Source organism: Tsukamurella strandjordii (assembly GCF_039525985.1).
Taxonomy (GTDB): domain Bacteria; phylum Actinomycetota; class Actinomycetes; order Mycobacteriales; family Mycobacteriaceae; genus Tsukamurella; species Tsukamurella strandjordii.
In genome coordinates this window covers 360,650-380,928 of sequence record NZ_BAAAII010000006.1, presented here as the reverse complement: position 1 = coordinate 380,928, position 20,279 = coordinate 360,650, and the positions used below count along the sequence as shown (strand labels likewise).

Annotated in this window: 11 protein-coding genes; 2 read left to right on the top strand and 9 right to left on the bottom strand. The window is 69.5% G+C overall.

From position 1 onward, the window contains the following. From ABD108_RS13055 to ABD108_RS13020, 8 genes are all read right to left on the bottom strand, one after another. Complete coding sequence (locus tag ABD108_RS13055) at positions 1–4,746, bottom strand: SDR family NAD(P)-dependent oxidoreductase (RefSeq protein WP_343930505.1); 4,746 nt, start codon at positions 4,744–4,746, stop codon at positions 1–3. Continuing rightward, positions 4,743–10,190, bottom strand: coding sequence for an acyltransferase domain-containing protein (locus ABD108_RS13050; protein WP_343930504.1), 5,448 nt, complete (start codon positions 10,188–10,190; stop codon positions 4,743–4,745). The genes ABD108_RS13055 and ABD108_RS13050 overlap by 4 nt, the downstream gene beginning before the upstream one ends. Further along, a complete protein-coding gene (locus tag ABD108_RS13045) occupies positions 10,187–11,938 on the bottom strand; it encodes an AMP-binding protein (protein ID WP_425579786.1) in 1,752 nt (583 codons plus the stop codon). The genes ABD108_RS13050 and ABD108_RS13045 overlap by 4 nt, the downstream gene beginning before the upstream one ends. A gap of 224 nt (positions 11,939–12,162) precedes the next feature. After that, positions 12,163–12,906: a thioesterase II family protein gene (locus ABD108_RS13040; protein ID WP_343930502.1), complete on the bottom strand. Its 744-nt coding sequence runs from the start codon at positions 12,904–12,906 to the stop codon at positions 12,163–12,165. Between the two features lie 169 nt (positions 12,907–13,075). Then, positions 13,076–13,972: a tyrosine recombinase XerC gene (locus ABD108_RS13035; RefSeq protein ID WP_220659307.1), complete on the bottom strand. Its 897-nt coding sequence runs from the start codon at positions 13,970–13,972 to the stop codon at positions 13,076–13,078. Between the two features lie 115 nt (positions 13,973–14,087). After that, a complete protein-coding gene (locus tag ABD108_RS13030) occupies positions 14,088–14,765 on the bottom strand; it encodes a methionine ABC transporter permease (RefSeq protein ID WP_220659641.1) in 678 nt (225 codons plus the stop codon). A gap of 11 nt (positions 14,766–14,776) precedes the next feature. Next, positions 14,777–15,823 carry a methionine ABC transporter ATP-binding protein gene (locus ABD108_RS13025; protein WP_220659308.1) on the bottom strand — a complete coding sequence of 349 codons (1,047 nt, stop codon included), beginning with the start codon at positions 15,821–15,823 and terminating at the stop codon, positions 14,777–14,779. After that, complete coding sequence (locus ABD108_RS13020) at positions 15,820–16,692, bottom strand: MetQ/NlpA family ABC transporter substrate-binding protein (RefSeq protein ID WP_220659642.1); 873 nt, start codon at positions 16,690–16,692, stop codon at positions 15,820–15,822. Before ABD108_RS13020 ends, ABD108_RS13025 begins: the two co-directional genes overlap by 4 nt. A 284-nt stretch (positions 16,693–16,976) precedes the next feature. Here ABD108_RS13020 and ABD108_RS13015 point away from each other — a divergent pair, with 284 nt between their 5' ends. Further along, on the top strand, positions 16,977–17,510 hold the full coding sequence (locus ABD108_RS13015) for a YdeI/OmpD-associated family protein (RefSeq protein ID WP_305111640.1): 534 nt from the start codon (positions 16,977–16,979) through the stop codon (positions 17,508–17,510). A gap of 3 nt (positions 17,511–17,513) precedes the next feature. Here the strand turns inward: ABD108_RS13015 and ABD108_RS13010 are convergent, their stop codons facing one another. Continuing rightward, the gene (locus tag ABD108_RS13010; RefSeq protein WP_220659310.1) at positions 17,514–18,791 is read right to left on the bottom strand and encodes an MFS transporter; all 1,278 of its coding nucleotides are present in this window, start codon (positions 18,789–18,791) and stop codon (positions 17,514–17,516) included. 197 nt (positions 18,792–18,988) lie between these two features. Here ABD108_RS13010 and ABD108_RS13005 point away from each other — a divergent pair, with 197 nt between their 5' ends. Further along, positions 18,989–20,278, top strand: coding sequence for a phthiocerol/phthiodiolone dimycocerosyl transferase family protein (locus ABD108_RS13005; RefSeq protein WP_305111639.1), 1,290 nt, complete (start codon positions 18,989–18,991; stop codon positions 20,276–20,278). Position 20,279: the final 1 nt, after the last annotated feature.

Sequence of the window (20,279 nt, the reverse complement as noted above, 5' to 3'; positions counted from 1 at the left end):
TCAGCCCAGTCTTTCCGCGAGTCGTGCCAGTAGCTGGTCCTCGGTGATCTCGTCGTAGTCGTCCGACGGCGGCGTCATCGCCGGCGTCGCCTCGATGAGCTCCGGGAGGATCGTGCTGAGGTGGGCGGTGAGGCCGTCGGCGCTCGGGTAGTCGAAGACCACCGAGGTCGGTAGGGCCGTCCCGATCGCCAGTGACAGCGTCCTGGCGACGGTCACCACGGTGAGGGAGTCCATGCCCGCCTGGAAGAAGCCGTCACCGCGGTCGAGCAGATCGGTGGACTCGAGTCCCAATGCAGCGGCGACGATATCGGCGACCGCATCGGCCAGGATCGCCCGCCGCTGGTCCGCAGGTGCGGCCCGCAATGCCGTCCTCAGGGCGGTGGCGTCCGATTCCGCGGCGTCACCCTCGCGCGGCAGGAGATCGTCGACCAGGCGGAGCGCCGCGTGCAGTCGGTACGCATCGGCCAGGCGCTGCCAGTCGGCGGCCACGACCACCGAACGGAGGGGACCGCCCGGCACCAGTGCCAGTCGCAGAGCGCGGATCGCGGTCGCATCGGCCATGGGCGCCAGCCCCGAGCCCTCGGTCGTCTCCCTGACCACCTCGTCCTGTGCCGCGTGCAGCGACTGCCACAGGCCCCAATTCACCACTGTGGCCGGCAGACCCGCGGCGCGGCGCGCGTAGGCGAAGGCATCGAGGTAGGTGGTGCTCGCGGCGTAGTGTCCGAGCCACCGCGATCCGGTCAGGCCCGAGATCGAGGTGAAGACCACGAAATGGGCCGGTGCTGCGCTCCGGGAAAGCCGGTCCAGGACGGCGACGGCATCGAGTTTGGGCGCGAACATCGCTGCGACGTCCTCGTCGTCCATCTGCGCGAGCGTGACCGGTCCGCCACCGAATGCGGCGAGATAGATTCCGGACAGCTCCGGCAGATCGGCACCGAATCGGCGGAAGAGCGCCGCCATGGCGGCTTCGTCGGTGACATCCGCCGCGACCGTGACCAGCCGCGCGCCCACCTCCGCGATCTCGGCCGCCAACCCGTCGAGCCGATTTCCCGGGTTCCGCGAGACCGCCACAACGGTGCGCGCACCCAATCGGACCAGTTCCCGGATCAGCGTCGGCCCCAGGTTTCCGGTCGCACCGACCACGAGGTGTGCTCCCGCGAGGTCGATCGCACCGTCGTCGATCCCATCGACCTCGCGCATCTCGTGTGCGCTGGACGGACGCAGTCGCGGGGCGTGCCGGACGCCCGCGCGGTAGACCACCTGGTCCTCGGTCTCGTCCGACGCCTCGGTGCGCAGATAGCCGGCCGCGATCGCGGCGGGGACCGCGGCGTCCACATCCACGAGCCCGCCGAACGCGCGGGGGTGTTCGAGCGCGAGGGTCCGTCCGAGGCCCCACAGCACCGCGTGCGCGGGGTCGGCGCGATCGCCCGCTCCGAACGGTTGCGCATTGCGGGTCAGCAGGTGCAGCGGACCGCATCCGACGGCGAGGGTCGCGGTCAGGAGCGCACGGCCGGTCGCGAAGAGTCGGTACCCGGCACTGGGATCGAGGGGATCGAGGGCTGGATCGGGCGCGTACACCACATGATCCGCCGCCCCGAGCGCGGCGACCGCCTCGGGGCTCGGCACGGTCTGCTGGGTCGCGAACTCCGCCGCGGACACGGTCGCCGCTTCCGGTCCGAGGGCGGCGGCGAGCTCGGCCGCCCAGGCACCGTCCCCGATCACGACCCATCGGCCCGTCGCGGGCGGTAGTCCCGCGGGCGCTTCACGTTCGGGCCAGTGCAGCCGGTGGTTCCACTCGGCGGGCACCGGTCCGTCCGCACCGGACGGCGCTGTCGCCCGTGCATGTATCGGCGCAGCCTCGGCGAGCCAGTGTTCGGTGCGGTGCCACGGCATCGTCGGCAGCAGTGGCGCAACGCTCTTCGCGGCCTCGTCCTGCGGCGGGCGGGGCGCCGCAACCGAGGCGACGGCGCGCCGGAACGCCACCGTGTCGTCACCGTCGCGGGTCAACGACCCCGTCACGAACCGTCCCTCGGGCACCGTGTCGGTGATCGCGTGCTGCAGCAGCGGATGGGTGCTGACCTCGATGAAAGTCCCGTGGTCGGCGGCCGCGCTGCTGATCGCGCGGGCCAGTCGCACCGGACGGCGGACGTTGTCCGCCCAGTAGGCCGCGTCGACTTTCGGCTCGGCGGTGTCCTGAACGGTCGAGTAGAAGGGCAGGCGCGGCACCGCGGGGACGAGATCGGCGAGTTCTGCCGCGAGTGCGTGCATCACCGGCTCCATCTGGGCGGTGTGCGAGGCGACCTCCATGTCCACGCGGCGGGCGAAGACATTGCGTGCAGCGGCATCGGCGATCACCGCTTCCACCTGCTCGGGATCCCCCGCGATCCCGGTCTGCCGGTCCGAGGCGTACACGCAGATCTCCACCCCGTTCCGCCCCTCGATGAGTTCGGCGGCCACCACCGGACCCACGCCGAGCATCGCCACGGCGCCCGTGCCGCCCAGCTCCGACATCAGCCGGCCGCGGGTCGCCACGACGCGCAATCCCTGCTCCACGGTGAGCGCTCCGGAGACGACTGCCGCGGTGACCTCTCCCACCGAATGTCCGATCACCGCATCGGGTTCGACGCCATGACTGCGCAAGGCCGCGACGAGCGCGAGCTGCACTCCCACGAGGATCGGTTGGAGCCGGCGATCGCCCTCGATGCGGGCTCCCTCGGCGAGCGCGGATCGCAGTGAGAAGCCGGTGTTGGCGACGAAGGCCGGTTCGAGGAGATCGACGGCCTCCGCGAACGCGGGCTCCTCCGCCAGGAGAGTCCGAGCCATACCCGGCCATTGCGCGCCCTGACCGGAGAAGACGAAGACGGTACCGCTGGGGATCTCGCACCCCGACTGCGGTACCACGGCGTCGTGCTCCCCTCCGTCCGCGACCGCTCGCAGTGCCGCGGCGGCTCCGTCGGCATCGCGGGCGAGGACGGTCGCCGTGCAGGCGTACCGGGTCCGGTGCTCGGCGAGTGCCGCGGCCACCGCGGGCAACGGGAGGTCGGCGCCGGCCCCGTCGAACCAGTCACCCAGCCGCCGTGCCCAGGACGCGAGCCGCTCGGGGGTTTTCGCGGAGACGGTGAGCGCGGTCACCGGCTGGGCGCGGGAGGACTCCGGAGCGCGGGGCGCATCGGGTGCCTGTTCGAGCACGACGTGCGCGTTGGTTCCACCGAACCCGAAGGAGGAGACGCCCGCTCGGCGCGGCCGTCCGAGGTCCGGCCACGGACGGTTCTCGTCGACGACCGCCAGACGCATGCGATCGAACGGAATGTGCGGATTGGGCTGCGTGTAGTGCGATGTGGCGGGGATCGTGCCGTGTCGAAGCGCGAGCACGGTCTTGATCAGGCCCGCGATCCCCGCCGCTCCCTCGAGATGGCCGAGGTTGCCCTTCACGGAGCCGATCAGCAGCGGCGCGTCCTGCGGGCGTCCGCGCCCGAGGACGGCCCCCAGCGCCCGGGCCTCGATGGGATCGCCGAGCGGCGTGCCGGTTCCGTGCGCCTCCACGTAGTCGACCTCGCGCAGGGGCACCCCCGCCGCGGCGTACGCGGAGCGCAGCACGGCCATCTGCGCCGACGGATTCGGCGCGAACAGCCCGTTGGACAACCCGTCCTGGTTGACCGCGCTGCCGCGGACCACCGCCAGCACGTCATCGCCGTCACGTCGTGCATCGGACAGGCGCTTGAGCACCACCACGCCGCAGCCCTCACCACGGACGAATCCGTCCGCGGCGGCGTCGAAGGCCTGGCAGCGGCCGGTCGGCGACAGGGCACCCGATTCGTCGAATCCGTGGAAGATCGCCGGTGACAGTAGCAGGTTCACCCCGCCCACCAGCGCCACGTCACTCTCCTTGAGCCGCAGCGAGGAGCCGGCGAGGTGCAGCGCCACCAACGAGGACGAACACGCGGTATCCACCGTCAGTGAGGGGCCCCGCAGATCCAGGAGGTACGAAAGCCGGTTCGCGATGATGCTCAGCGCTCCACCGGTGTTGCTCCACGCGTTGACAGCGGACAGGTTCGCCGATGCGAGGAAGCCGTACTCGCTCACGCAGGCACCGATGAAGACGCCCGTGCGGCTGCGCCGCAGCGACTCCGGCACGATCCCGGCACGTTCGAGGGCCTCCCACGCCACCTCGAGCAACATCCGCTGCTGCGGGTCCATCGAAGCGGCTTCGCGCGCGGAGATGTCGAAGAACTCGGCATCGAACCCGGCGATGTCATCGAGGAACGCGCCCCATCGCGTCGTGCGTGCGAGCACCGCACCGGTCTCCTCGGTGCCGTCGTCCCACGGCTCCCAGCGGCTGGGCGCGACTTCACGCACCCCCGTGCGCCCCGCGGACAGCATGTCCCAGAGCTCGTCGGAATCGTCGGCGCCGGGCACGCGGCACGCCAAACCGACCACCGCGATCGGCTCATCCGGCCGGTGGATCGTGGAAGCGGTCACCGGGTCGGCATCGTCCTGCGGATCGTCCGCGGTCAAGTGCGCGACCAGCTGGTCGATCGTGGGGTGCTCCCAGAAGTCGACGGGAGAGACGACCGCGCCCACGTACTCCCCCAGCTCACCCGCCAGCACGACGAGGTCCTTCGATCCGACCCCGAGGTCGGTCATCGGCGCGGCGGTATCGACACTCCGACGGTCGACGTCGAAGTTCTCGACGAGATAGTCCACGATCCAGCTGCGGATCGTCACGGCGTCACGGTGCCCGGTCATTGAACGCTTCCCTCCACGCTGTCGAAAAGGTTGTCCAGCAGCCCGTCTCCGGCTTGCTCCGCGGCGGGCTCGCCGCGCGATTCCGCTCCCGGCGGACTCGCGCCGACGCGCTCCGCCAGATGCCGGGCGAGCGCGCCGAGCGTCGGGTGGTTCCACAGCATCGTCACCGACAGTTCGGTGCCGACCAGGGTCTCGGCATCACGCCGGATGGACATGGCCATCACGGAGTTCAGTCCGATCTCGGCGAAGGGCCGGTCCGCGGTGAGTTCCGCCGGACTCATCCGCAGCTCCCGGGCCACGATGTCGCGCAGTCCGCTCTCGATCGACGCCAATGCATCGCTCGGTGACATCTGCGACCACACCGGCGTTTCCCCGGCCCGGTCGCGCCCGGCGGCATCCGGCCGCGCGCCGCCCGGTCGCGGCACCATGATCGCCTGATGTGCACCGTGCGCGGCCGCGTACTCCCACGCTGCGAACGCCTCCGCCGGACGGACCGGGCGCGAACCCATCCGTTCGAGCTCGCGCCGGACCACCTCCGCGCCGGCCCCGAAGCCCATGTCCTGCCAGGCCACCCAGTCCAAGGCGAGCACGTCGGTCGCGCCCTCGTGGTGCCGGCGTCGTGCCAGTCCATCGAGGTACGCGTTCGCCGCGGCGTACGCGCTCTGCCCCGGTACGCCGTAAACGGCTCCGGCCGAGCCGACCAGGTGCAGGAAGTCGATCGTCCCCGGGGGGAAGGCATCGGCCAGAGCCCGGGCGCCGGCCACCTTCGGCGCCAACACCGCGTCGACGGATTCCGCGTCGACATCGTCGATCAACATCGCCGATTGCACCCCTGCCGCGTGCACGATGCCACGGATGGCAGGCGCCCCCCGTCGATCGCGATCGGCGAGGTACTCCGTGAGCGCACCGGCGGCCGCGATGTCCAGTGCGATCGTCTCGACCGCGACGCCGCGTTGCTCCAGGGCGGCGACGGCGTCGATACGCTCGCGTAGCACCGGTTCGACGACGGTGTTCCACTGCGCGCGGGCCGGCAGCGGTGTGCGGCCGGCCAGGATGATCCGTCGAGCCCCCTTGTCGGCGAGCCATACCGCGATCGCCAGGCCGAGGCTTCCGAGTCCGCCGGTCACGAGATACGCGGCATCGGGCCGGCAGCGCATCGGTGTCCCCGCGTCCGTCGCGGGGACTGCGGCGGGCACGCCGACGGTGATCGCACCGTCGCGCAACCGCAGGGGCTCTCGGGATCGTCCTCGGAGCGCCTCGGCCACCGGGGCGCCCTCGCCTACCGTTCCCGCTGCGGGCAGATCGAGCAATCCACCCCACGATTCGGGGTGCTCCGCCGCGATCACCCCTGCCAGGCCCCAGAGCACCGATTGCGGTGCAGCGCTCGGTGATGTGCCATCGGCGACGCCGTGCGTCAGCAACCAGACCCGGCCGGTGCCGGCCCGGTTCACGGCGCGGACCAGGTCCAGTACCTCGCAGGTGAGACGTGTGGCGGCGGCGAGGTCGGATTCCTCCGCGCGTACCTGCGGGACGTAGAGGACGCGGTCGCTGCGATCGATGACCTCGTTCTGGCTGATATCGAGCCCGGTACCTGCCAGCTCCGCGGCGAGCTGCTCGTCACCGATCACCGTCACGGTTCGTGGTCGATCGGCGTCCTCCGGTGTCCAGGTTCGCCATTCGAGCGTGTGGACGATCTCCGATGGTGCGGCGTCGGACAGCAGCGCATCGTCGCCGACGGGTGCGAATCGCAGTCCCCGCAGCTCTGCCAGCAGGGTGCCGTGGGCATCGGTCACGTCCACGTCGACTCCGCCGATGACCGCGTCGGAGCCCGACAGCGTCCGTCCATCCTGAGCGCGGACCGTCACCCGTCCACCGTCGGAGGGTGCGGGGTTGACGACGTGCAGCGAGTCGACTGCGGCGGGTACGAGCAGGCGGGAATCCTCCGGGGCCACCATTCTGCTCACCCCGACCGCGGCGTCGAGCAGGGCCGCGATCGGTGTCTGCGCGGTGGCGACGTCGACCACGAGGGCGGGGTCGCTGCGGCGTACCGCAGACACGGACCAGGGAAACGGAGTTCCCTCGACGCCCCACTCGGCGGGCGGCTCCGTGATCCCGCGTGCCTGGTCGTCCACCGCGTCCGGACCGATGGGGTCCAGGACATCGGGGGCCGCTCCCGCTGCGAGCCGGGCCGTCGCGTGCACGGTCCACGGCCCGTCATCGCCCGGCGCGCTCGACAGTGTCAGGAGATCGCCTTCGAGGATCACGTGGATGATCCGGTGCTGGTTCAGGACGAGCGGTGTCTCGAAGCCGAGACGGTCCACTCCGTGCGCACCGATGTCCGATGCCGCGGCCGCGAACGTGGCCAGCAGCACCGAGATCGGCACCAGCTCGACCTGATGGACCCGATGGAACCCCGGGTACGGCCGGTCGGTGGGCGCGATACGTGCCCGCCACAGGTCCGTGGTCTGCGTGCCCACCAGCCGGGTGCGGCCACCGAGCACGGTGCCGATCCGGGGGACGGTATCGGCGGCGGACGATGCCCGCATCGGCGGCATCCAGTGCGCGGAGTGCAGCCAGGGCGTCGCCGGTAGCTCGATCAGCGGCCTCCGTGGCTGGACATCGAGATGCCGACCGAGCGAGGCGAGTGCGGTGTGGAAGTCGAGCCGCTCGTCACCGTCCCGCGCCACCGTCCCCGTCACGTGGTGTCGGGATCCGGGAAGGCACTCGGTGACGGCGTGGGTCAGTACCGGGTGCGGCGACACCTCGACGAAGGTGCCCCAGCGGTCGGCGGCGTCCGCCACTGCGGCGGCGAATCGCACCGGGGAGCGCAGGTTCGACGCCCAGTAGTCGGCATCGAACGGGGGCGCCGTGTCCCCCGCGAGCACGGTCGAGAGCACCGGAATCGTGGGTTTGCGCGGTGCCAGGCATGCCAGTTCCGCGCGCAGCTCGTCGAGGATCGGGTCGACGGTGCGGTGGTGCGATGCCACGTCGACGTCCACTCGCCGCGCCATCAGCCCCCGCGCCGCGACCGCGTCCATCAGCGCGGCGATCCGGTCCGGATCACCCGCGACCACGGTCTGCCGCGGCGAGGCGACGACGGCCACGGATACCCCGTGGAATTCCGACGCCAGGATCGCGGCGGACGCCTCGTCCATCTCGATCAATGCCATCGCACCGCGGCCCGAGAGTTCACGACGCATGAGGCGCGAGCGCGTCGCGATGACCCGCAGACCGTCGGCCACGGACAATCCGCCCGATACGATCGCCGCGCTCACTTCGCCCATCGAGTGACCGATCACCGCGTCCGGGACGATGCCGTGCGAACGCCACAGCTCCACCAGGGCCAGCTGCACGCCGATGAGGACCGGCTGGATCCTGTCGATCCCCTCCACCGGGCGTCCCGACCGGAGTACCTGCGCGAGCGAGAAGCCCACCTGCTCGACGAAGACCTGGTCGAGATCCGCCACCGCGTCGGCGAATGCCGGCTCGGTGGTCAGGAGCCGCTGACCCATCCCCGTCCATTGCGCCCCCTGGCCGGAGAACACGAAGACCACGCCGGAATCGCGCGCCGGCTCCCGCGCCGGTACGACGCCGGCAGCAGACGCACCGGCCGCCAGAGCGCGCAACCCCGCAACCGCGGCATCGCGATCCGCGGCGACCACCGCACCGAAGCACCCGCCCCGCGACCCGCGACCCGCGAGGGCCGCCGCGACGCTGGACAGCGGGGAGTCCGAGCCCGAGGTCTCGAGCCAGTTCGCGAGCACGTCCGCGAATCGCTGCACCCGTGGGACTGAGCCGGCCGGGACGGTCAGCCGAGTCAGGTCTGTTCCGGCGTCGGACTGAAACGCAGAAGGGGCATCGCTCGGCTCGTCGGGTGCCTGCTCCAGTACGACGTGCGCATTGGTTCCACCGAACCCGAAGGAGGACACGCCCGCTCGCCGCGGGTGTCCGGCGGTCGGCCAGTCGGTGGGCCCGCCGACGACCCGGAGCCTGTGGGCATCGAACGGAATGTGGGGGTTCGGAGCCGTGTACCCCAGGTTGGCGGGAATACGGGCCTTCCGCAGTGCCAGGACGGACTTGATGAACCCCGCCACACCCGCGGCGGCCTCGAGATGGCCGAGGTTCGACTTCACCGCGCCCAGGAGAAGGGGCGCGTCGGGAGTCCTGCCGCGGCCGAGCACGGTGCCCAAGGCGCGGGCCTCGATCGGATCGCCGAGGAGGGTCCCCGTGCCGTGGGTCTCCACGAACTCGACGTCCCGAGGGGCGATTCCGGCATCGGCGTACGCGGCCCGCAGGACCGCCGCCTGCGCCGCGGGGTTGGGTGCGGTCAGGCCGTTGGACCGGCCGTCCTGATTGACCGCGGAACCTCGCACCACCGCCAGGATCCGGTCTCCGTCGCGTCGGGCGTCGGAGAGCCGTTTGAGTACCACCACACCACAGCCCTCGCCACGGACGTAGCCGTCGGCGGCCGCGTCGAAGGAGTGGCAACGCCCTGTCGGTGACATGGCGTCGAGCTGATCGAAGCTCCGGGTGATCGCCGGCGAGAGCATCACGTTCACCCCGCCCGCCAGGGCCAGATCGGTCTCCCCCGAGCGCAGGCTGCGGCAAGCCAGGTGGATCGTCACCAGGGACGAGGAACAGGCGCTGTCGATCGTGACGGACGGCCCCCGGAGATCGAGCGCGTACGAGACTCGATTCGACACCACGCTGAGCGCGCTGCCGGTGCCGGACCAGCCGTCGACGGCGGCCAGGTCGCGGCTCACCAAGTAGCCGTATTCGGCGGCGCACGCTCCGGCGAAGACACCCGTCTGCGAGTGCGCGAGCGAGTCGACAGGGATGCCCGCGTGCTCGATCGCCTGGTGGGCGACCTCGAGGAACAACCGCTGCTGGGGATCCATCTTCGCGGCCTCGTTGGGAGAGATCCCGAAGTAGTCGGCGTCGAACCCCGCTATGTCGGAGAGGAAGGCCCCGAACCGGGTGGTGCCCCGCACCGCGTCCGCCACCGGTGGCCCACCGTCGATGAAATCGTTCCACCGCCCGTCCGGGACTTCACCGACTGCGCACTCACCCGATTCGAGGAAGGCCCAGAACGCGTCCGGGTCGTTGATGTCGGACGGGAACCGGCAACCGATGCCGATCACCGCGATCGGCTCGTCGGTACTCCCCGTCGGTCCGGCCCCGTTCGCCGATTCCGTCGCATTCGCTCCGGCGAGCGCGGCAGCGAGCGAGTTGACGGTGGGGTGCTCGAAGAGTTCGGCTGCGGTCACCGTGCGCCCCAATAACTCCGAGAGTTCCCCTGCTAGTACCACGACATCGGTGGAACCGAGGCCCACATCGCGCAGCGGGGCATCGGGGTCGGCCTCGCCCTGGACGCACCCGACGACCTCCACCAGGTAGTCGAGCAACCATCCGCGGATGGCCGCCTCGTCCGGAGCCGCACTCATGCTTCCTCTCCGAGGCGCTGGAAGGCACCCTCTCGATAGAGCCGAGCGCTTTCCTGTCTCCGCGTCTTTCCACTGGTGGTGATGGGGATCGCGCCCTGCGGCACGAGAACGATGTCCGATGCCCGCAGGCTGTGCCGCTGCGCGATCGCCGCAGCCGCCTTCGCGCGCGCGTCGCGTACGGCGGTCGATACCTCCGCGGGATCGCTCGGCAGGCGACGCAGTTCGGCCACGACGACCAGTTGCTCGGTACCGTCCCCCGGCACCGCGATCGCGGCGGTCCGCGCCCCCGTGTGCGCGGAAACGGTGGATTCGACGTCGTCGGGGTAGTGATTGCGCCCGTCGATGATGATGAGGTCCTTGATCCGGCCGACCACGAAGAGGTCGTCGCCGGACATCACTCCGAGGTCACCCGTTCGCATCCACGGTCCGGGCGCAGTGCCCTCCGAGGGCGCCTCGAGTCGCCCGCCGAAGACGCTCTCGCTCCGCTCGGGGTTTCGCCAGTACCCGGCCGCGACGTTGTCCCCGTACACCCAGATCTCGCCGACTTTCCCTTCCGGGCACTCGGTGCGACTCTCCGGATCGACGATCCGGAACGTCGTGCTGCGCGGATGGCCGAGCCCGATCTGCTCGGACCCCGCCCCGGCGTCATCGACCCGGACTGCGTACCCGTCCGCGAGCCGCTCGAAGTCGAATGAGACCACCGGCGTGTCACTTCCGACCACCGCCGACGACACGTACAAGGTGGCCTCGGCCAGACCGTAGGCGGGCGTCTGCGCCCCCGGGCTCAGTCCGAACGGGGTGAATCGCTCGCTGAATCGGCGGATCGTTCCCGCCTGAACCCGCTCGGCGGCGTTGAGGATTCCGCGCACACCGGCGAGGCTCAGTCCTTCGAGGTCCTCATCGCGGGTGCGGCGCGCGGCGAGGTCGAAGGCGAAGTTCGGTGCCGCCGAGTGCACGCACGGATAGCCGGCCAGGAGCTTGATCCACCGTGACGGCTTCTGCAGGAAGGACATCGGGCTGGTCACCACTGCATGGCGACCGATTCCGATGGGCGACATGATGCCCAGCATCAGACCGAGGTCGTGATAGAACGGCAGCCACGAGACCAGCGTGGTCTCCTCCGGCGGTTCGCCTCCCAGACCGCTGAACATGTCGGTGACGATCTGATCGATGTTGACCACGATGTTGCGGTGGGTGACGCTGACTCCCGAGGGGGTGCCCGTGGATCCGGACGTGTACTGCAGCAGTGCCAGCCGCTCCCCGTCCCGGTCGGTCGAGTAGGGAGCCGCCGGGGCGTCGTAGTCGAGGACGTCCAGTTCGATCACCGCGATACCTTGCGCGGACGGCGCATTCATGGACGGGAGAACCGCATCCACCGAGGTGGTGGTCGTGAGAACCACGACCGGTTCGCAGTTCTCCAGCACGCGCGCCGCCCGCTCGTCGTGCGCACCACCCATCGGAACGGACAGCGGCACAGCCACCAGGCCGGCTTCGAGCGCTCCGAGGAAGCCGACGATGTACTCCATCGACTGAGGCGCGAGAATCGCCACGCGATCCCCCACCGCGCCGTGCTTGCTCAGTTCGCCGGCGACCACCTGTACCCGACGGCGGAGCTCCGACCAGGTCAAACTCTCGAAGAACCCGTCCTGATCCACCTCGTAGTCCACGAAGGTGAAGGCGGGCTCATCACCACGAGACTGGGCCAGACGCTCCAAGGCGACGGGGATCAGTTCGTCCGAGACACGCAATGCAGACACTTCCAGCACACACCTTCCGCGTAGGCGACGCGGGGCAGGAGATCGGCGCCCCGGTCCAAAGCATAACCAATTAACTGAACCTAGTTTCGCTTCACTTTGCTACCACATATGCCCAACGATGGCTGGGTACGTTGCCTAAGCGCGGAGCGATCAGGCGGCTCGCCGGCGAGTTACCACCCGGTCTGACGTGTGTCTATCCGAATTATCTTGCGAAATTATGAAGATCCATGGATTCGGCGACGATCCTCGTCGGCCGGCACTACCGCTGCATCCAGGCTAGTTTCGATGTCGGCAGCCAGTGTTGCCAGGTGATCTGAGAGGTAGAAATGGTGACCAGTAAAGATTCGCATGCCGAAATCGGACACGGTACGACTCGCCCATTTCGACATATTGTTTACTGTCGCAATCTCATCAGTCTCGCCGACATACGCCCGAATCGGACAATTCAGCACGGCCTCATCCGGCGCCCGATAGCGGGTGATCGCCCGGAATCCACGCAGCGTGGGAAGGATCCGGGAAGCGAACGCATCGTGTTCGAGCAGCGCAGCGTCGATCCCCGTCATCGAGGCGGCCGCACCGAGAAGGCCGTCGTCGGAGTCCGCGACATCGTCGAACCCGGCGTGCCCGGGCGCTGCACACGCGGAGACGAACAGGGCGTCCACCGGACGCCCCGCCTCGGCGAACCGCCGGGCCATCTCGAACGCGACCAGCGATCCCATACTGTGACCGAAGAAGGCAATCGGCGAACCATCGTCTACCCGCTCGGGAGAAAGCTTGCGCCACAGGCCGTCGACGAGTTCCTCGATACTGCTCAACGTGGCGACATCGTGAGCCCCGTCGCGTCCGGGGTAGGGCACGGCGATCCGCCGCACCCCGGAGGTGAATTCGCGCGCGAGCGGCACGTAGTACGACGGGGCGCCACCAGCGTGCGGAAACAGGAACAACTTCACCGTATTCACGATCTCACACTAACCGATTTCCACTGTCCCGCAACGGAGCTGGAATCGCTGCACCAGCGGATATGGTCAGTTGTCCGAAGCACCCCACAGCTTCGACCGTCGAAGATTACGGGACGTTCGTCCAAGATTTACTTACTCGCGAAGAGAATCGTCTCGCCGGAGCGTAACCTCATGCGCGTGGGTGCGCCTGTTCGTGCGCGGCACGAAGACGGGCGACGCTGACGTGCGTGTACAGCTGAGTCGTCGCGAGCGAGCTGTGGCCCAGGAGTTCTTGCACCACACGAAGATCGGCGCCACCGTCGAGCAGGTGCGTCGCAGCGGTGTGCCGCAATCCGTGCGGAGCCACCTCGCGGCCGCCGGGCACTGACGCCGTGACCTGGTGGACGACGGTGCGCGCCTGTCGCGGATCGAGCCGTCCCCCGCGCGCGCCGAGGAACAAGGCGGCGCCGGATTTCTCGCCCACGAGTCGCGGCCGGGCCTCGTCGAGCCATCGCCGCAGCACATCGGCGGCGGGCGCTCCGTAGGGCACCGTCCGTTCCTTGTTGCCCTTGCCGATCACCCGGATCACCCGGCGCGCCTGGTCCACGGAGCCCACGTCGAGTCCGCAGAGCTCGCTGACGCGGATGCCGGTGGCGTAGAGCAGCTCGGTGATCGCCTGGTCCCGCACGGCGATCGGGTCACCCTCTGCCGCACCCGAGGCCGCGTTCGCAAGAGCGGCCGAGGCATCGTCGGCCGACAACACACCGGGCAGCGTGCGGCGCGGCCGCGGCGCCTTCAAGCGCGTCCCGGGATCGAAGGCCAGGTGGCCGCGCCGGGTGGCCCAGGCCGTGAAGGTCCGCGCCGACGACGCCTGCCGCGCGAGCGTGGTCCGCGCGGCGCCGGAGGCCGCCCGCTCCCCCAGCCAGGCGCGCAGGGTCGCCAGATCGAGGTCGGAACCGGCCACGCCACGCTCGGCGGCGAAGTCGAGGAGTGAGGTCAGGTCGGCGAGGTAGGCGCGCACGGTGTGCTCGCTGCGGCCACGTTCGAGCCGCAGGTACGTCTCGTACTCCGCCAGCGCCTCGCTCATATCCCCACGATAAGGCCAACTCCCGCCCGACCCGCCGATTGAACACCGTTACCGCGGACGCCACCTGGGGCGGCGCTCGCGGTAACGGTGTTCAATTGCGAGCGGGGGACGCGGATCAGCCGCGGTGCTGGAGGCGGCGGCTGAGCCAGTTGCCGAAGAACTGGACGATCTGCACCACCACGATGAGCACGACGATCACCACGAGGGTGAGCTGCCAGTTGGCCTGCTGGTAGCCGTACTGGCGGGCGAAGTCGCCCAGGCCGCCGCCGCCCACGTAGCCGGCCATGGCCGACATGTCGACCACCGCGACGAACATGAAGGTGTAACCCAGCGTCAACGGCGCGAGCCCCTCGGGGATCACGACGGTGGCCAGGGTGCGCAACTTGCTGGCACCCATCGACCGCGCGGCCTCCACCACACCCGGGTCCACGGTCACCAGGTTCTGCTCCACCACGCGGCCGATCACGAAGGTGGCCATCACCGTCATGGCGAAGGCCGCGGCCTCGACACCGATCCGGGTACCGATCACCGCCTTGGTGATCGGCGCGATCGCCGTGATGAAGATGATGAACGGGATCGGCCGGATGATGTTGACCAGCACGTTGAGCACGCCGAAGACGAACTTGTTCTCCAGCAGGTTGCCGGGCCGCGTCGCGTACAACAGGGTGCCGTAGATCAGGCCCAGCAGTCCGCCCACGACCATGGTGATGCCGACCAGGCGGACCGTTTCACCGATCGCCTCGACGAACACCTCCTTGGTGCCGGGAGGGAAGACGTCGTCGAGGAAGGTCATGTAGTTGCCGCTCATCGCGCGACCTCCTGTCCGGTCTGCGGATCCTTGATGTGCGCGAGCACGCCGAGTTGCTCGATCGCCTTCGCGATCGCCGCGTCGTCACCGGTCACCGAGTAGGTCAACGAGCCGAACGGACGACCGCCCACCTCGGCGACGCCGCCGTACAGCACGCGGGCGGTGGCGCCGTGCGCCGCGAACACCTCGGCCGCATCGGGTGCGTCGATATCGTCGCGGACGTCGACGGTGACCACGGTGCCCGGCCGCGCATCCAGCAGCCGTTGCAGGGTCTCCGGGGCGACATCGTCACCCACGGCCGCGTGCACGAGACTCGCGGTGGCCTCGGATTCCGAGGTCGCGAAGACGTCGTAGACGGGGCCGTAATCCACCAGCTTGCCCCGGTCGAGCACGGCGACGTGGTCGCAGATCCGGCGAATCACGTCCATCTCGTGCGTGATCACCACGATGGTGGTGCCGAACTCCTTGTTCACCCGCAGCAGCAGGTCGAGGACCTCACTGGTGGTGCCCGGGTCGAGCGCGCTGGTGGCCTCGTCGGCGAGCAGGATCTTCGGGTTGCGTGCCAGGGCGCGGGCGATGCCCACGCGTTGGCTCTGCCCGCCGGAGAGCTGGCTCGGGTACTGCTCGGCCTTGTCGCCGATGCCCACGAAGTCGAGCAGCTCCGCGACCCGCTTCTTGCGGTCGGCCTTGGACATGTCCGTCAAGGTCAGCGGGTACTCCACGTTCCCCGCCACGGTGCGCGAGTTCATGAGATTGAACCGCTGGAAGATCATGCCGATGCCTGCGCGGAGCTCGCGCAGGTCGCGCTCGCCGAGATCGCCGACCACGGTGTCGAGCACGCGCACCTCACCCGAGGTGGTGTTCTCCAGACCGTTGATCGTGCGGATCAGCGTGGACTTGCCCGCGCCGGATTGCCCGATCACTCCGGTGATGGTGCCCTCATCGATCGAGAAGCTGACGCCGTCCAGAGCCTTGGTCGTGCCGAAATCCCGAGTGGCATCGCGGAACTCGATGGCCACTCGGGCGTCGGTGTGCTCGCTCACTTGGTGCCGCGGGCCTGGACCTGCTGCTGAAGGCTCTCGGTGAGGCTCTGCAGCTCGGCGGCGGGCTTGTCGACCAGGATGAACGAATCGCCCTTGTCCTTCTTGAGCTGCTCGAGGACCTTCTGGTCCTTGTACAGCTGGGCCAGCTTCAGGTAGGTGGCGTTGTCCTTATCGGCCTTGCGGACGACGAAGGCGTTGATGAAGGGCTGCGACTGCGGGCTGGCCGGATCGTCCTTGGCGATGATCAGGTCCTTGCCCAGCTTCGCGTTCTCGGCGGGGTCGTTGTTCACCACGGCACCGTCGACGCTGTCGAGGCTCAGCGCGGTCTGGTTGGCGTCGACCGCCTTGACCGAGACCTTCGAGGCGGCGGTGTCGATGTCCGCCGGGGTCACCTGGCGGCTCGCGACATCGCCCTTGAGCTTGATCAGGCCGGCCGACGAGAGCACACCGAGCGCGCGCGACTGGTTGGTCGGATCGTCGGGCACCACGACGGAACCGCCCTGCGGGATCTCGGCCACCGACTTGTGCTTCTTCGAGTACAGCGGCAGCGGGTAGATCGCGGTCGCGCCGATCGGCACCAGCTCGGTCTTGTTCTTCACGTTGTACTCCGCGAGGAACTGCAGGTGCTGGTACTCGTTGATCTGCAGATCGCCATCGTTCAGCGCGGCGTTCGGCTGCTGGTAATCGCTGAAGTTCGTGGTCTCCACCTTGATGCCCTGCTCCTTGGCGAGGTCCTTGTAGACCTGCCAGAACTGCTGGGCACCGTCGGTGACGCCGATCTTGATGGTGTCGCCGTCGCTCGAGCCGGAGCCACACGCGGTAGTGGCGAGGGCGAGGGGCACGACCAGGGCGAGCGCGAAACGCTTCATCTTCACGGCTTTGTTTCTCCAACGTCGACGGATACGGGGTTCTCCCGGTTGCGCAACGATACCTACTCGCTGGTACATCCGCGGTGCAACGCGGCGTCCCGGCACGGCGACCCCGGCGCTGACCAGGTTCGACGATGCGTGCGGGGTTTGACTCATGCGTGCATGAAACAGTCCGAACCCGCGTCCGAGCGGTCTGCACCCGATCGATCACGAATCGAGAAGCCGTGACCGATCCGCGCTCGTAACCTGGATCCGAGACCGCAGCCGGATCGCGAGGAGTAGCCATGGCACCGAAGAGCCCGACCCCTGTTTCGTTCACCGCCACCCCCGAGCGGCTCGCCGGCCGGACCATCCTCCGGCTCCCGGCGGATGCCAGCGCCGCGCTCCCCTCCCGCGGTCAGGTCGCGGTCACCGGCTCCGTCGGCGGTCGGGATTTCAGCGGCGTCGTCGAGCCGGACGGCCGGAAGGGGCATTGGCTCGATCTGGAGGGGACGACGGGGGTTCGTCCCGGGTCGGACGTCACGGTCGACCTGACGCCCAGCGCGGAGTGGCCGGAACCCGCGGTGCCCGAGGATCTCGGTGCCGCGCTCTCCGATGCCCCCGATGTGGCGGACGTGTGGACGGACATCACGCCGATGGCCCGCTGGGAGTGGGTGCGCTGGGTCGGCGCCACGAAGAACCCGGCGACCCGGGCGAAGCGCGTCGACGTCAGCATCTCCAAGATGCGCTCCGGCAAGCGTCGCCCGTGCTGTTTCGACCTCTCGTCGTGCACCGATCCCGAGCTGTCGAAGAGCGGCCAGCTGCTGGCCGCCGAGTAGGCGTCAGCGCGGGAGCGGGATCCGCGCCGTCTCCGGGATGCGGTAGGTCAACGCGAGCGCGATCACGTTGAGGGCCACCAGGTACAGCGGGAAGGCGATGTCGATTCCCAGCTGGTGGATCTCGGTGCCGATCGCCGGAATGGTGCCGCCGAACAGGGCGGTGGCGATCGAGAAGGCCGCGCCGGTGGCGAGGACGCGGATACGCGCGGGGAACATCTCGCCGATCATGGCGGCGGCGACGCACATGAGGATCGCGCAGATGCCCATGCCCACGCACTGGATGAGCAGCACCGTGACGGGGTTCGCCGAGATGCCCACGAACAGCGGCACGGTGAGCACGATGTTGGCGCCGTAGAAGGTGAACATCATCGGCTTGCGCCCGATGCGGTCCGAGAGCCGGCCCAGCGGGAGCTGAATCGCGCCGTAGAAGATGAAGGCGACGGTCGAGATGGTGATCGCCTGCTTCTTGTCGAGGCCGGACGTGATGATCGCCCACGTGGGCACGTAGGTGCTCCAGGTGTAGAAGACGGCGGCCGTCACGGACGCCAGGACGAAGGCACGCCAGAACGCGGGCCGGTGGTCGACGAAGACCTCGCGGAAGGGCGGCGTGGCGGCGGGCTCGTCGCCCTGCCGATAGGTCTCCTCGGCGCGACGACGGATCCACCACGCCACCACGGCGGCGAGCGCACCGATGAGGAAGGGCACGCGCCACGCCCAGTCGGCCATCGCATCGGTGCCGACGGCGTTCACCAGGATCGTGATCAGTCCGAGGCACGCGACCTTGCCGAGGCTGGAGCTCACGTTCGTGATGCTCGTGTACACGCCCCGCCGCTCGTCGGGAGCAGACTCCATGAGGAAGGCGCTGGCCGCGGCGAGTTCGCCGCCGGTAGACAGTCCCTGGATCAGGCGCGCGATCACCAGAATGACCGGCGCCAGCACTCCGACCTGCTCGTACGTGGGTGCGACGCCGATCATCAGGCTTCCGACGCCCATCATTCCCACGCCCACGGTCAGGGCCAACCGTCGGCCGTAGCGATCGGCCATCCATCCCATCAGCACGCCACCGATGGGCCTGGTCAGGAAGCCGACGGCGAAGACCGCGAAGGTCGCGAGCAGCGGGACGACGGACTCCGCGTCGCCGGGGAAGAACTGCCGGGCGAAGTAGATCGCGAGGAAGGAGTAGGCGCTCCAGTCGAAGTACTCGACCAGGTGACCCACCGAGCCGGTGAGGATCTGCCGCCGCCGACGCGCCGCGATCGCGGGGGTCGTCTCGGTCGTCATCGCGGCATCCTCGGGCTCGGGAATGGTCGATCCAGCATCGGATCCGGGGAATCGTACCTGGCCGAGTGCCCAGCTCACGACCCTGCGGAGACGAAAGGACCGCCCGCCGGACCGGTGCCGAATATCGGTACACCGTCCGGTATGCCGTCGCTCACAGATTGTGGCGCGTAATCCGGCGTCCACCTAGCGTGAACTACATGCGATCCGCAACTAACGTCTCCCCGGGATTCATCCGCCCTCTGGCGACAACGGAGTCCTTCTTCACGCTCGGCGGCGGAATGTACGTCGGCTACGGCGTCGTCGCCGACGGGCCGGTGGACCTCGAAGCCCTCCGTGCGGCCGCCGCGCGACTCAGCGCCGCCTACCCCGGGCTGCGGGCGCGGATCACCGTGGAAGATCCGATGACTGGCGCGTTCGTCGCGAACGACGGCGCTGCGCCGATCGCGGTGTCGAGCTCGATCGGTGAGCCCACCGGGTTGGCGCCCCTGCAGGAACTGTCGATCGCGCAGAATCGCGCGATCGCCGAGATCCACGTGGTCACCGGCTCTGGCACCGAGCAGGCGGTGTACCTCCTGGTGCACCACGCGCTCGCGGACGGCCACCACGCACTCGCGCTACTCCAGGCGCTGTGGACCTCCTACACCGCGATCGTCACGGGCGGCGACGGCGTGCTCGACGAGCGGTCGCAGTTCCCCATCGCCCTCGAGGACTTCCTCGCCGAGCGCGGCTTCCCGGCCGAGCTCCCGATCGAGGCCGCTGCGGCCTCGACGGTCGATCCTGCCGACGCTCCGAGCGCCACCGCCGCGACCGGTACCGACGCGGCGCCCGATTCCGGAATGCCCGCGCTGCACCGCGCCCAGCTCTCCGCCACCGAGACCGCAGCGCTCATCGCGTACGGCCACCGCGCCGGCCGCACCGTGAACCAGCTCGTCTCGGCGGCGTTCATCGCCGCCTCCGCCACGGTCCGCGGGCTCGGCGCGTCCCGCATCCTCTACGGCTACCCGGTCGACCTGCGCCGCCGCCTCGGCGAGCCCGCCGCCGGCTTCACCGACATCACCAATGCGCTCGGTATGGCCTTCTTCCAGGCGGATTCCGACGAGGCGAGCCTCGACGAGCTCGCGGCGCGGGTGGGCGCCGGACTCGCGCGAGATCTGGACGCGGGCACGGTCCAGCGGCCGATGTCGATGGCCTTCGGTGCCGAGATCCCCGAGGACTGCGCGGTCGCCGTGATCACCAACTGGGGACCCGTGCCGCACCTGCCCACGCCGGACGGTCTCTCCCTCACCGAGTTCCTCCCCGCGTTCCACCTCGACGTGCCCGCGGCGCCCGGCGGTGCGGACTGGAGCGCTCTGGCGGCGAAGATGACCTTCGCCATCGTCTCCTCATTCGACGGCCGGCTCAACGTGGACCTGTCCGGCGGCGCCGAATCGGCGGAACTCGCCACCGAGCTCCTGCGGAACCTGCGCGCGTTCGCGCTGACGGACTGAT